This is a genomic window from Ruegeria sp. BH8 (assembly GCF_056538065.1).
This window is the reverse complement of the sequence record NZ_JBQFSP010000001.1, coordinates 696,343-709,715: the sequence shown is the minus strand read 5'-3', so window position 1 is coordinate 709,715 and position 13,373 is coordinate 696,343. Positions and strand designations below refer to the sequence as shown.

Genomic DNA, 13,373 nt, shown 5'->3' with positions numbered 1-13,373 from the left:
CATTGCCGATGGGAGGGAGCGCCATGGATTTCGCACTCAGCGAGGAACAAACAGCCATTTTCGACATGGCACATGCCTTTGGTCAGGAACATATCGCCCCTTTTGCCCGGCAATGGGAGGCTGATGGAACGATCCCCAAAACCTTATGGCCCCAAATCGGAGAGCTTGGCTTCGGCGCCCTTTACGTGTCCGAGGCCAGCGGTGGGTCAAACCTGACCCGTCTGGATGCAACTCTGGTTTTTGAGGCCCTATCGATGGCCTGCCCGTCGGTCGCGGCGTTCCTGTCGATCCATAATATGTGCGCCAAGATGCTCGACAACTTTGCAGACGATGACCTCAAGGCGCGCATCATGCCCGATGTTCTGAGCTTGAAAACTGTGTTGAGTTATTGCCTGACCGAGCCCGGTTCTGGATCGGATGCGGCAGCGCTGAAAACACGCGCCGAACGGACCAACGAAGGCTATACGCTGAACGGAACAAAGGCCTTCATTTCAGGCGGCGGATATTCCGACGCTTACGTCTGTATGGTGCGTACCGGCCAGGACGGGCCCAAAGGAATTTCGACCGTTTACGTTGAAGACGGCACGCCCGGCCTCAGCTTTGGCGCGCTCGAGCAGAAGATGGGCTGGAAAAGCCAACCCACCGCGCAAGTTCAGTTCGACGATTGCAAGATACCGGCCGGAAACCTTGTGGGCACGGAAGGTGACGGATTCAAATATGCGATGATGGGGTTGGATGGCGGACGGCTTAACATTTCTGCCTGCTCGCTTGGGGCCGCTCAGGCCGGGCTGGATATGACGCTGCAATACATGTCCGAACGCAAGGCTTTTGGCCAGTCCATCGACCAGTTTCAGGCCCTTCAATTCCGTCTAGCGGATATGGAGATCGAATTGCAGGCCGCGCGTACGTTCCTTCGGCAGGCAGCCTGGAAGCTGGATCAGGGCGCGCCGGATGCCACGAAGTTCTGCGCCATGGCCAAGAAGTTCGTTACCGAGACTGGATCGAAAGTTGTGGACCAGTGCCTGCAATTGCATGGCGGTTATGGCTATCTTGCGGATTACGGCATCGAAAAGCTTGTGCGTGATCTTCGTGTGCACCAGATATTGGAAGGCACGAACGAGATCATGCGTGTGATTGTATCACGCCAATTGCTTGCCAATCGCTGAGGCACCCATGTCAGATATCGATATCCGCACCACAGGCCGTGCCGGGCGTATCACCCTGACCCGTCCTCATGCGCTGAACGCGATGACATATGACATGTGCATGGCTATCGACACAGCGCTGCGCAACTGGCGCGAGGACGATGAGATTGACCTGATCATCCTGGACGCCGAAGGGGAAAAGGCCTTCTGCGCGGGCGGTGATATTGCTGAACTTTATGAAACTGGAACCAAGGGCGATTTTTCTTACGGTCAGATATTCTGGCGTGACGAATACCGTCTGAATGCCCTGATCTTCGAATATCCAAAACCGGTCATCAGCTTTCTTCAGGGATTCGCGATGGGCGGCGGTGTTGGCATCGGATGCCATGGCAGCCATCGAGTTGTGGGAGAAAGCGCAAAGATTGCCATGCCAGAATGCTCCATCGGACTGGTGCCGGATGTCGGCGGCTCGTTGATGCTGGCCCTTGCACCTGGACGCGCGGGTGAGTTTCTGGGAACAACGGGCTATCGGATGGGGCCTGCGGATGCGATCTATGCAGGGTTTGCCGACCTTTTCATCCCGCAATCACAATGGTCCGATCTGATCGAGTTGCTCGAAGCCTCTGGAAACGCTGAACTGTTGGCTGACCACGCCGATACACCGACTGATGGTGAATTGGCGAACTTGCAGGCGCAAATCGATCAGCATTTTTCCGGTGAAACCCTTGGCGACGTTCTGAACAGTCTGCGCAGCGACGACAGTGAGTTTTCAGCGAAATCTCTGGGCATGCTGAGGAAAAACGCACCGCTTTCCGTGGCTTGCACAATCGAGGTTCTTCATCGCCTGCGCTCCCCTTCTCTGACCATACGCCGAGCTCTGGAGATGGAGTATCGTTTCACCCACCGCGCGATGGAGCATGGCGATTTTCTGGAAGGCATCCGCGCACAGATCATCGACAAGGATCGCAATCCGAACTGGCAGTTTCCTGACATGAACGTCCCTCTGGTGGCCGTGTCGAAAATGCTGCAGCCACTGGGTGCGGACGCCCTGACTTTCGAAGAGGATTAAGAGATGCAAATCGGTTTCATCGGACTGGGAAACATGGGCGCGCCAATGGCGGCCAATCTTGCAAAAGCCGGTCATCAGGTTATTGGCTTTGACACAGCAGGCGTGACGGTTGAAGGGGTAACTCAGGCCGCAACCGCTTCGGAAGCTGTTGCAACGGCCGATGCTGTCATCACGATGCTGCCAAACGGTGCGATTCTGAGGGCCGTTGCCGATCAGATCATTCCCGCAATGGCACAAGGTGCTGTGCTGATCGATTGCTCGACAGTTGATGTGGAAAGCGCTCGTGCAGTTGCCGATCAGGCCATCAACGCCGGACTGTTGTCCGTAGACGCGCCGGTTTCAGGCGGCATCGGTGGTGCTGCGGCTGGCACGCTGACCTTTATGGCTGGCGGATCAGAAGCCGCGTTTGCCAAGGCATCCCCTCTGTTCGACATCATGGGGCAGAAAGCTGTTCACTGTGGTGAGGCCGGTTCCGGTCAGGCTGCCAAGATCTGCAATAACATGATCCTTGGTGTCACCATGATTGCAACCTGTGAAGCCTTCGCATTGGCCGACAAGCTGGGTCTGGACCGGCAAAAGATGTTTGACGTGGTAAGTACGTCGTCCGGATACAGCTGGACGATGAACGCCTATTGCCCTGCCCCCGGTGTCGGCCCGCAAAGCCCTGCGGACAATGGGTACGCCCCCGGTTTCGCGGCCGAGCTGATGCTGAAGGACCTGCGCCTCAGCCAGCAGGCGGCAGAGAGTGCAGATGCAGATACGCCAATGGGTCAGGTTGCCACCGCGCTTTATGAGCAATTTGTCGAGAACGAAGATGGCAAGGGACGCGATTTCAGTGCCATGCTGCCACGGTTCGAAAAGCGCAGACGTGACTAAGACAACTGGCGGCATCTTGCCCAACGATTTGACAGATGTTGGGCAAGCGACCATCTAGGCAGTCATGAACAAAAGGCCCCGGCTGGCCAAATCGCAAAGGAAGGCGACATGACGAGATTTTTGGTGACGACGGCAACTCTGGCGGCTTTGGCCCTTTCCCCGATTGCCGCGGGTGCAAAGAACAAGGCCGGGCATTGCCCTCCGGGTCTGGCCAAGAAATCCGTTCCCTGTGTGCCGCCGGGTCAGGCAAAGAAAATCTATCGCGATGGTGACTTCATTACCAACGATTACCGCTGGATCAATGACCCCTATCGCTATGGGTTGAACCGAAACTACTCATATGTCCGTGCAGGTGACTACGTGTACCGGGTCGACCCCGAGACACGCAAAGTATTGAACCTGATTGGTGCGATCGCAGATATCCTGAACTGAGGCCGCGTCTGGGCACTTATTCTGCCGCGACGCGCGCCCCTTTCAGCATCGGCTTCAGGTATCGCCCGGTGTGGCTGCGTTCAACATCGGCTATGTCTTCCGGTGTTCCGGTGGCGACGATTTCGCCACCGCCATCACCACCTTCAGGCCCAATGTCGATGATATGATCCGCGGTTTTAACCACGTCCAGATTATGTTCAATCACCACGACCGTATTTCCTTGATCGACAAGTTCGTGCAGCACTTCCAACAGCTTGCGCACATCTTCGAAATGCAGACCTGTTGTCGGTTCGTCGAGAATATAGAGCGTTCGTCCGGTTGAACGCTTCGACAGCTCTTTGGACAGCTTTACCCGCTGCGCCTCGCCACCTGACAACGTCGTGGCTTGTTGACCCACCTTGATATAGCCAAGACCCACACGCGCAAGGGCGTCCATCTTGTCCCGGATTGAGGGCACGGCCTTGAAGAACTCCTGCGCATCTTCCACTGTCATATCAAGCACATCCGCGATGGATTTGCCCTTGAACTTGATCTCAAGCGTCTCGCGGTTATACCGCGCCCCCTTGCAAGTTTCGCAAGTCACGTAGACGTCAGGCAGAAAGTGCATCTCGATCTTGATGACACCGTCACCCTGACATGCCTCACACCGCCCGCCTTTGACGTTAAAGCTGAAGCGACCGGGTTTGTACCCGCGTGCCTTAGCCTCAGGCAGGCCGGCAAACCAATCTCGGATCGGGGTGAAGGCCCCGGTGTAAGTCGCCGGGTTTGAACGCGGCGTTCGCCCAATGGGGCGCTGGTCGATGTCGATGACCTTATCGAGGTGTTCCAGCCCCTTGATGGTTTCACAGGGTGCTGGTGTCTGACGCGCCCCGTTCAGCCGCATTGACGCGGTTTTGAACAATGTCTCGATCGTGAGGGTGGATTTACCCCCGCCCGACACACCGGTGACACAAACGAATTTGCCCAAGGGGAAGTCGGCTGTGACATTCTTCAAGTTGTTGCCCGTGGCTTTGACCACCGTGACTTTCTGCTTTTTGCCTTTACGGCGCTGCACCGGAACCGCGATTTCACGCGTTCCCGCAAGGTACTGCCCGGTAATAGAGGCCGCATCTGCCGCGATTTCCGCAGGCGTTCCGTGACTGACCACCTGCCCGCCATGTACGCCTGCCCCCGGACCGATGTCGAAAACATAGTCAGCTTCACGGATGGCTTCCTCGTCATGTTCTACAACGATCACCGTATTGCCCTGATCCCTCAGGTTCTTGAGCGTATCCAGAAGCCTGTCATTGTCACGCTGATGCAGTCCGATCGAGGGCTCATCCAGCACATAGAGAACCCCGGTCAGCCCCGAGCCGATCTGACTGGCCAGACGAATACGCTGGCTTTCGCCACCCGACAGTGTTCCGCTTGAACGGGACAGCGTAAGGTATTCCAAACCAACGTTATTCAGGAAACCAAGTCGCTCGCGAATTTCCTTGAGGATGGCGCGGGCAATTTCGTTTTTCTGGGCGCTCAGGTGGTTGGGCGCATCTTCGATCCACGCCAGAGCCTCACGGATCGACATCTGCACCACCTGCCCCACATGCAGCCCGGCGATCTTTACCGCCAGCGCTTCGGCCCGCAGCCTGTAGCCTTCGCAGGCGCCGCAGGGGCGATTGTTTTGATATCGTTCAAATTCCTCACGAATCCACGCGCTGTCAGTTTCGCGGTACCGCCGTTCCATATTCGGGATCACGCCTTCAAAACTGCGGGTCACTTGATAGACGCGCCCGCCTTCGTCGTACCGGAACAGAATTTCATCATCCCCGGACCCTCGCAGAAAGACCTCCTGCACATTTTTAGGCAGGTCTTTCCAGGGCGTGTTCTTGTCAAATTCGTAATGGCGCGCGATGGCCTCGATGGTTTGCAGGAAATATGGTGATTTGCCCTTGCGCCACGGGGCCAAAGCACCATCGTAGAGTTTCAGCGTCTGGTCCGGCACCACCAAGCGTTCATCGAAAAACAACTCGACCCCAAGACCGTCACAATCCGGGCAGGCACCGAATGGCGCGTTGAACGAAAACAGGCGTGGTTCGATTTCGGGAATGGTGAAACCGCTGACCGGGCAGGCAAAATTCTCGCTGAATGTGATGCGTTCCGGATCACCTTCACGCGGGGCAGTTTCCAAAATGGCAATCCCGTCCGCCAAGTCCAGAGCGGTGCGCAGGCTGTCGGCCAGGCGCGTTTCCATTCCTTCCCGTACAACCAGTCTATCAACAACCACATCGATATCGTGACGGAATTTCTTATCCAATACAGGCGGTTGATCCAGTTCGTAGAACTCTCCGTCCACCTTGACGCGTTGGAAACCCTGTTTGCGCAGCTCCAGGAATTCTTTTTTGTACTCACCCTTCCGGTCGCGCACGATGGGGGCCAGAAGATAGCCGCGTGTGCCGTCTTCCATTGCCATGATCCGGTCGACCATGTCCTGCACTTGCTGCGCCTCAATCGGTTGCCCGGTGGCTGGGCTGTAGGGCGTTCCGGCGCGGGCAAACAGCAGACGCAGATAGTCATAGATTTCAGTTACCGTGCCCACAGTTGAACGCGGGTTCTTGGACGTCGTCTTTTGCTCAATCGAAATCGCCGGAGACAGGCCGCTTATATGGTCGACATCTGGCTTTTCCATCATATCCAGGAATTGCCGGGCATATGCCGAAAGGCTTTCGACATACCGGCGCTGGCCTTCGGCATAGATGGTATCAAACGCTAATGAGGACTTCCCCGAACCCGACAGTCCGGTGATGACCACCAACTGATCCCGAGGGATATCAACGTCTATACCTTTGAGGTTATGTTCGCGCGCGCCGCGCACCTCGATATTCTTCAGCTCAGCCATATGCGGCCCCCAACAAACAAGTGGTTAAGAGATAGGCGAGCCAGACCAAGACTCCAACAGAAAAGTTAGAACATTTAGTGAACAGTCGAAATTTTGCCGATTAGAACCTTCAATGATCAATGGATTGGGAAAAGGTGCCCGTAAAGGCGCAACCGTTGATCTGTTTGAGGAGGAAAATGGCGCGGTTGACGGGGCTCGAACCCGCGACCCCCGGCGTGACAGGCCGGTACTCTAACCAACTGAGCTACAACCGCGCATCTATTTTCGTGGCCTTTTGCCTGGACCAAGGTTGGCAGCGGTGGCGCGGTTGACGGGGCTCGAACCCGCGACCCCCGGCGTGACAGGCCGGTACTCTAACCAACTGAGCTACAACCGCCCGCTGCATGTTCATTGCTGAACGTTTGGGTGTATTATGGCTACGCTCGGGCAGCGTCAAGCGGCGTTTTCAAGTTTTTTGCCAGATTCCAGAATTTTGTATACGGCGCGATTTTTTGCGGATGCCACGGGTTCTATTTCCCTTGCAGCCAACCTTCGGGAAAGATATCACCCGGTCCCATGGGTGATTAGCTCAGTGGTAGAGCGCTTCGTTCACATCGAAGATGTCAGCGGTTCAAATCCGTTATCACCCACCATTTTCCAGATCACACCGATGCCCAAAATGAAACGCTGGTTTCATGCAGCGTCTTGGCGCTGCATGGTGCGGTCTTCACTACATCCCTCAACAAAAAAGGCGAAGCTATTGCTTCGCCTTTTTTTGATTTACCAAAGACTTAATGCGCGGTCGCGGAAGGTCCGGTATTACCGGGCGACGCGGCCGCCGCTGCTGCGGCCTCTTCCGCGGCTTCGTCCCATTCGATCGGTTCCGGTTTACGCACCAAAGCATGTTCCAGAACTTCCGAGACATGTTTGACCGGGATGATCTTCAGCCCTTCTTTGACGTTGTCCGGGATATCCGCGAGATCCTTTTCATTCTCTTCCGGGATCAAAACGGTCTTTATCCCACCACGCAGCGCGGCCAGCAGTTTTTCTTTCAATCCACCAATCGGCATCGCATTCCCGCGCAGTGAGACTTCGCCGGTCATAGCAATGTCTTTCCGAACCGGAATACCGGTCAGAACCGAGACAATCGACGTGACCATGGCCAGACCAGCCGATGGGCCATCCTTGGGTGTCGCGCCATCCGGCACGTGAACGTGAATGTCGATCTTGTCAAACTGCGGCGGCTTTACCCCGATCTGAGGTGAAATCGAACGCACATAGGACGAAGCGGCGTCGATGGATTCCTTCATCACATCGCCCAGCTTACCGGTCGTCTTCATCCGCCCTTTGCCGGGCAGTTTCAACGCTTCGATATGCAACAGGTCGCCACCCACTGACGTCCAGGCAAGACCGGTGACAACACCAACCTGATCGTCCTGCTCGGCCAGGCCATAACGGAATTTCGGCACACCCAGGAAATCTTGCAGGTTTTCGGGTGTGACCTTAACGGTTTCCGCGTCCTTCTTGATGATCTTGGTCAGCGACTTGCGCGCAACCTTGGCGATTTCACGTTCAAGGTTCCGTACGCCCGCCTCACGGGTATAGGTGCGGATGATCTTTTGCAGCGCCTCATCGGTCAGTTCGAATTCCTTGGCTTTCAAACCATGGTTCTTGACCTGTTTGCTGATCAGGTGCTGCTTGGCGATCTCACGCTTTTCGTCCTCGGTGTAACCGGCCAACGGGATGATCTCCATCCGGTCAAGCAGGGGCCCGGGCATGTTGTAGCTGTTCGACGTGGTCAGAAACATCACGTTGGACAGGTCATATTCAACCTCAAGATAATGGTCCATGAACGTGTTGTTCTGTTCGGGGTCCAGCACCTCAAGCATCGCTGATGCAGGGTCACCCCGAAAATCCTGTCCCATCTTGTCGATTTCATCCAACAAAATCAGCGGGTTCGTGGTCTTCGCTTTCTTCAACGCCTGAATGATCTTGCCGGGCATCGAGCCAATATAAGTCCGACGATGGCCCCGGATCTCGGATTCGTCGCGAACACCACCCAATGAGATGCGAATGAACTCGCGCCCGGTTGCCTTCGCAACCGACTTACCCAGCGAAGTCTTACCCACGCCCGGAGGACCGACAAGGCACAGAATCGGCCCTTTCAGCTTTTTCGAGCGCTGTTGAACCGCAAGGTATTCAACGATCCGTTCCTTGACCTTCTCAAGCCCATAATGGTCGGCGTCCAGAATCTCCTGCGCGCGGCCCAGATCCTTTTTGACACGGGACTTGGTGCCCCAAGGCAGAGCAAGAATCCAATCCAGATAGTTGCGCACAACTGTGGCTTCGGCCGACATGGGCGACATGTTCTTGAGCTTCTTAAGCTCACCCTCGGCCTTTTCCCGCGCTTCTTTCGACAGCTTGGTCTCGGCGATTTTGGCTTCCAGTTCAGCAACTTCGTTGCTGCCGTCCTCACCATCGCCAAGTTCCTTCTGAATGGCCTTCATCTGCTCATTCAGATAATATTCACGCTGCGTCTTCTCCATCTGGGATTTGACGCGGGTCTTGATCTTCTTCTCGACCTGCAGAACAGACATCTCGCCCTGCATCAGGCCATAGACTTTCTCAAGCCGCTCGCTGACGCTAAGGGTTTCCAGAAGCTCCTGCTTTTGTTCGACTTCGATGCCCAGATGCCCCGACACAAGGTCGGCCAGTTTCGCAGGCTCGGTTGTATCGCCTACTGCGGTCAGTGCCTCTTCGGGGATGTTCTTTCGCACTTTGGCGTAACGCTCGAACTCATCCGCGACAGTGCGCAACAGCGCTTCGGTTGTGGTGACGTCGCCGGGAATTTCGGTCAGGTATTCTGCGCGGGCTTCGAAAAACTCTTCGTTTTCCAGAAACTCGGTGATCTGAACGCGCGCCTGCCCTTCGACCAGCACCTTTACTGTGCCATCGGGCAGCTTCAGCAGTTGCAGCACATTGGCCAGAACGCCGGTGCGGTAGATACCTTCTTCATCTGGGTCGTCAACACCGGGATCGACCTGGCTGGACAACAGAATTTGCTTGTCATCCTGCATCACCTCTTCCAGCGCGCGGACCGATTTGTCACGGCCTACGAAAAGCGGCACGATCATATGTGGGAACACCACAATATCGCGCAGCGGAAGGACGGGGTAGGAGGAATTCAGAGGCTCTTGCATGCTCTATCCTTATCGTTGGCAAGACGGTACTTGTCCCTCATCGAGGCAACATTTGACCGTCTCCTGTCTTGGACGATAAAGGTGGGGCCTCATCGCCCATTTTCAACCTTATCGCCATGTATCACCAATCAGAATGAACCGAGGTTTGGCGGACTGCAAGGCGTGCCGGGAACATATCCACCAAAATAGTAGAATACACCCCGCTCTTGCGCGATCAGTCGCCGGAAAACAGCCCGACCGCGCAGAACTGGCCGTTTTCGCCTTGGAGGGGGCAAAATTTCACAGCGGTTCGATATCCCCCTGCGCGCGCTGCGCGTGGAAATCGGCCTGCCAGGCTTCGAACGCACCCTCCGCAATCGCGTCGCGCATGCCGGCCATGATCTCCTGAAAATAATGCAGGTTATGCCATGTCAGCAACATGCCGGAAATCATCTCATTCGCACGGAACACGTGGTGCAGGTAAGCGCGGGAATAATTAGAACAGGCTGGGCAAGTGCACTGCTCGTCCAGCGGCCGCGGATCGTCTACGTGACGGGCATTCTTGATGTTCACCACGCCGTAGCGGGTGAAAACCTGCCCTGTACGCCCGGACCGCGAGGGCAACACACAGTCCATCATGTCGATCCCGCGGGCAACAGCACCGACGATATCGTCGGGCTTGCCGACGCCCATCAGATAGCGCGGCTTGTCCGATGGCAGGAAATCGGGGGCATAGTCGAGGCAAGAGAACATGGCCTCCTGCCCTTCGCCGACGGCCAGGCCACCAACCGCATAGCCTTCGAAACCAATAGATTTCAAAGCCATGGCGCTTTCTTCTCGCAGGTCTTTTTCCAGCCCACCTTGCATGATGCCAAACAGCGCATGCCCCGGACGATCGCCAAACGCATCGCGCGACCGTTCGGCCCAACGCATCGACAGGCGCATCGACTCGGCAATGCGGTCACGATCCGCTGGCAGCGCAGGGCATTCATCGAAACACATGACAATGTCCGAGCCCAACAGGCGCTGGATCTCCATCGACCGTTCCGGCGTCAATTCGTGCTTTGACCCGTCAATATGGGATTTGAAGGTCACGCCCTTTTCAGTCAGCTTGCGCAATCCGGCCAGCGACATGACCTGAAATCCGCCGGAATCTGTCAGAATGGGCCGATCCCAGTTCATGAACTTGTGCAGTCCACCCAGTCGATCAATACGCTCAGCGGTCGGACGCAGCATCAGGTGATAGGTGTTCCCCAGCAGGATGTCTGCCCCCGTCGCGCGAACGCTTTCCGGCATCATCGCCTTGACCGTTGCCGCAGTGCCAACCGGCATAAAGGCAGGCGTTCTCACGTCGCCGCGTGGTGTGCTGATCACACCGGTCCGGGCTTTGCCGTCTGTGGCTTTCAGATCAAAAGAAAACTGTTGGGTCATGTCATCGCCTCGGGTCGCCGAACCGGGCAGGCTTTGCCCGATCCGGTCGGTCTTTGCAACCCGTCAGGGTAGCGAGGCAACACGGTCTGTAAACAGTTGAACAACCCCTGCCCCATCCACGTCGCGGCAGACCCGAACTGCGGGACGTTCCGGATCAGGTCGCGTCGCACCCTTCTGGTCGCCTTCGGTGACAACCCGCAGACCCGTTTCGACCATGTCAAACATAGCACCATGAGAACAAGCAATCACAGCCGTCGAATCGTGCAGGCCGCAGCCCTCCAGACCACCGACGTCCTTGTAGAACTTCAGGTAAAAGCGAGAGATATCTCGCAGAAAGGACCCCATGTCAGGTGATCGCATTGCCAGGCTTTCGAAATCTGCAGTCTCGTAGAGCGTTTTCAGCGTGACATCCAAGCCGACCAGTACGGTTTCCGGCGGTGTGGCAAAGACCTCTTCAGCGGCAATCGCATCATGATAGATGTTGGCCTCGGCATGTACTGTAATATTACCAGGGCAGTACACCGCCCCGCCCATAATCACCAAACGCCCCAGATTGTCGGCGAATTCCGGATCCAGACGAATGGCGTTGGCGATGTTGGTCAGGGGGCCCACGGCGCACACCACCAGCTCTTTCTTTTGGGTTCGCGCCATATCAACCAGAAATTCAGCAGCCGGCAGGGCGTGGTTGCTTCCAATTTCGGGAATTTCAGTCAGGTCACCGAATCCTTCGGGACCATGCACATGTTCGGAGGGCGAATGCGTATCGGCACCCAAGGCAACCGCAGCCCCTTCCGCGACAGGCAGATCCAGACCCAGCTTATCAAGCAGGAACCGGGCATTGCGGCTGGATTGGTGAACATGCGTGTTTCCGAACACGGTGGTCAGGCCGATCAGCTCGATCTCGGGCGCTGCGGCGGCATAGGCGATTGCCATGGCATCATCGATGCCAGGATCTGTATCGATTATCAGTTTCATCCAAGCCCGATACCGCAAACAATTAGGGATGCAAAGCGGTCACAGCACTATTTTTCGATACAGCGTTTTACTATTGGAGCATTTGCATGGGGCTGCTTTCCACTCATACCAGAGTTGAAATCGGGCGACTCAATCGCCACATGTATACTATAGTACACAAAAACAAGAGGACAGTATGACCGAAGACCAAATCATCGGATTGCTTTCGTCAAACATCATTTACCTGCTGGCTGCGGTGCTGGTAATTGTTATCATTTTCAAAGGCATCAAGATTGTGCCTCAGTCCGAAAAATACGTAATTGAACGGTTTGGGCGCCTGCATTCCGTGCTTGGCCCCGGCATCAACTTTATTGTTCCGCTACTGGACATTGCGCGTCACAAGATCTCGATCCTGGAACGCCAGCTGCCAAACGCGACGCAGGACGCAATCACCAAGGACAACGTTCTGGTGCAGATCGATACATCGGTCTTCTACCGTATTCTCGAACCTGAAAAGACGGTCTACCGAATTCGCGACGTAGATGGCGCGATTGCCACCACTGTCGCCGGGATCGTTCGCGCCGAGATTGGTAAGATGGATCTGGATGAGGTTCAGTCGAACCGGTCCCAACTGATCACGCGTATTCAGGAAAGCGTTGAAACAGCTGTCGATGACTGGGGTATCGAAGTCACCCGCGCCGAGATTCTGGACGTAAATCTGGATCAGGCCACCCGTGACGCCATGCTGCAACAGCTGAACGCCGAACGAGCCCGCCGCGCACAGGTGACAGAAGCCGAGGGCAAGAAGCGCGCAGTCGAGCTGCATGCCGACGCCGAGCTTTATGCGGCGGAACAAACCGCCAAGGCGCGGCGCATTCAGGCCGAAGCCGAAGCTTATGCCACAGGTGTGGTCGCCAAGGCCATTCAGGATAACGGCATCGAAGCTGCTCAGTATCAGGTTGCCTTGAAACAGGTTGAAGCCCTGAACGCGCTTGGAAACGGTACTGGCAAGCAAACCATTGTTGTGCCTGCCAACGCACTGGAAGCCTTTGGTGACGCGTTCAAAATGTTAAGAGGAGGAAAGTGATGGCTGACCCCTTCTGGTTGACCTGGTGGATCTGGCTAGCCGCCGCATTGGCGCTGGGTATCCTTGAGATTTTCCTGCCCGGTTTCATCTTTCTGGGCTTTGCAATCGGAGCCGCAGTCACGGGGCTTATCCTTGCCGTACCCGGAATGGCTCTGTCTTTGAATGTATTGGCGCTGATCTTTGCAGTGATGTCACTGATTGCATGGCTTGTTTTGCGGAAACTGTTTGCCCTGCCGCACGGTCAGGTCAAAACCTTCAACCATGACATCAACGACTAAATTGCCGCGGCGCCCCAATCGGCGCCGCCGCCCTACTGGACCCTGTTGCGCCAATTCCCTATATAATC

At 56.0% G+C, this 13,373-nt stretch carries 10 protein-coding genes and 3 tRNA genes; 7 read left to right on the top strand and 6 right to left on the bottom strand.

The window, feature by feature from the left end; genetic code table 11:
- Window positions 1–23 precede the first annotated feature (23 nt).
- The 4 genes from ACR0AD_RS03470 to ACR0AD_RS03455 all read left to right on the top strand — a co-directional run bounded on the left by ACR0AD_RS03470 (window position 24) and on the right by ACR0AD_RS03455 (window position 3,522).
- Entirely contained in the window at window positions 24–1,166 is a 1,143-nt protein-coding gene (locus ACR0AD_RS03470) for an acyl-CoA dehydrogenase family protein (RefSeq protein WP_209596109.1), read from the top strand.
- Between the two features lie 7 nt (window positions 1,167–1,173).
- Window positions 1,174–2,214 carry a 3-hydroxyisobutyryl-CoA hydrolase gene (locus ACR0AD_RS03465; RefSeq protein ID WP_480481117.1) on the top strand — a complete coding sequence of 347 codons (1,041 nt, stop codon included), beginning with the start codon at window positions 1,174–1,176 and terminating at the stop codon, window positions 2,212–2,214.
- Between the two features lie 3 nt (window positions 2,215–2,217).
- The gene (gene mmsB / locus ACR0AD_RS03460; protein WP_480485760.1) at window positions 2,218–3,090 is read left to right on the top strand and encodes a 3-hydroxyisobutyrate dehydrogenase; all 873 of its coding nucleotides are present in this window, start codon (window positions 2,218–2,220) and stop codon (window positions 3,088–3,090) included.
- Window positions 3,091–3,198: 108 nt separating this feature from the next.
- Complete coding sequence (locus ACR0AD_RS03455; RefSeq protein WP_480481119.1) at window positions 3,199–3,522, top strand: hypothetical protein; 324 nt, start codon at window positions 3,199–3,201, stop codon at window positions 3,520–3,522.
- Window positions 3,523–3,538: 16 nt separating this feature from the next.
- On the opposite strand, the gene uvrA is transcribed toward ACR0AD_RS03455, so the two are convergent.
- The 3 genes from uvrA to ACR0AD_RS03440 form a co-directional block, all read right to left on the bottom strand.
- Window positions 3,539–6,397 carry an excinuclease ABC subunit UvrA gene (uvrA, locus tag ACR0AD_RS03450; RefSeq protein ID WP_480481120.1) on the bottom strand — a complete coding sequence of 953 codons (2,859 nt, stop codon included), beginning with the start codon at window positions 6,395–6,397 and terminating at the stop codon, window positions 3,539–3,541.
- Between the two features lie 177 nt (window positions 6,398–6,574).
- Window positions 6,575–6,651: transfer RNA gene (locus ACR0AD_RS03445), tRNA-Asp, on the bottom strand.
- Window positions 6,652–6,696: 45 nt separating this feature from the next.
- Window positions 6,697–6,773, bottom strand: a tRNA-Asp gene (locus ACR0AD_RS03440).
- Window positions 6,774–6,954: 181 nt separating this feature from the next.
- Between ACR0AD_RS03440 and ACR0AD_RS03435 the strand changes: the two genes are divergently transcribed.
- Window positions 6,955–7,029, top strand: a tRNA-Val gene (locus tag ACR0AD_RS03435).
- A 138-nt stretch (window positions 7,030–7,167) separates the two neighbouring features.
- On the opposite strand, the gene lon is transcribed toward ACR0AD_RS03435, so the two are convergent.
- The 3 genes from lon to ACR0AD_RS03420 form a co-directional block, all read right to left on the bottom strand.
- The gene (gene lon, locus ACR0AD_RS03430; protein WP_480485761.1) at window positions 7,168–9,576 is read right to left on the bottom strand and encodes an endopeptidase La; all 2,409 of its coding nucleotides are present in this window, start codon (window positions 9,574–9,576) and stop codon (window positions 7,168–7,170) included.
- A 279-nt stretch (window positions 9,577–9,855) separates the two neighbouring features.
- Window positions 9,856–10,986, bottom strand: coding sequence for a tRNA guanosine(34) transglycosylase Tgt (gene tgt, locus ACR0AD_RS03425; RefSeq protein ID WP_480485763.1), 1,131 nt, complete (start codon window positions 10,984–10,986; stop codon window positions 9,856–9,858).
- Window positions 10,987–11,049: 63 nt separating this feature from the next.
- Complete coding sequence (locus ACR0AD_RS03420; protein ID WP_480485765.1) at window positions 11,050–11,961, bottom strand: nucleoside hydrolase; 912 nt, start codon at window positions 11,959–11,961, stop codon at window positions 11,050–11,052.
- 175 nt (window positions 11,962–12,136) lie between these two features.
- Between ACR0AD_RS03420 and ACR0AD_RS03415 the strand changes: the two genes are divergently transcribed.
- Both ACR0AD_RS03415 and ACR0AD_RS03410 read left to right on the top strand, forming a co-directional pair.
- Entirely contained in the window at window positions 12,137–13,027 is an 891-nt protein-coding gene (locus ACR0AD_RS03415) for an SPFH domain-containing protein (RefSeq protein WP_480485767.1), read from the top strand.
- Complete coding sequence (locus ACR0AD_RS03410) at window positions 13,027–13,305, top strand: NfeD family protein (protein WP_480485769.1); 279 nt, start codon at window positions 13,027–13,029, stop codon at window positions 13,303–13,305. Before ACR0AD_RS03415 ends, ACR0AD_RS03410 begins: the two co-directional genes overlap by 1 nt.
- Window positions 13,306–13,373: the final 68 nt, after the last annotated feature.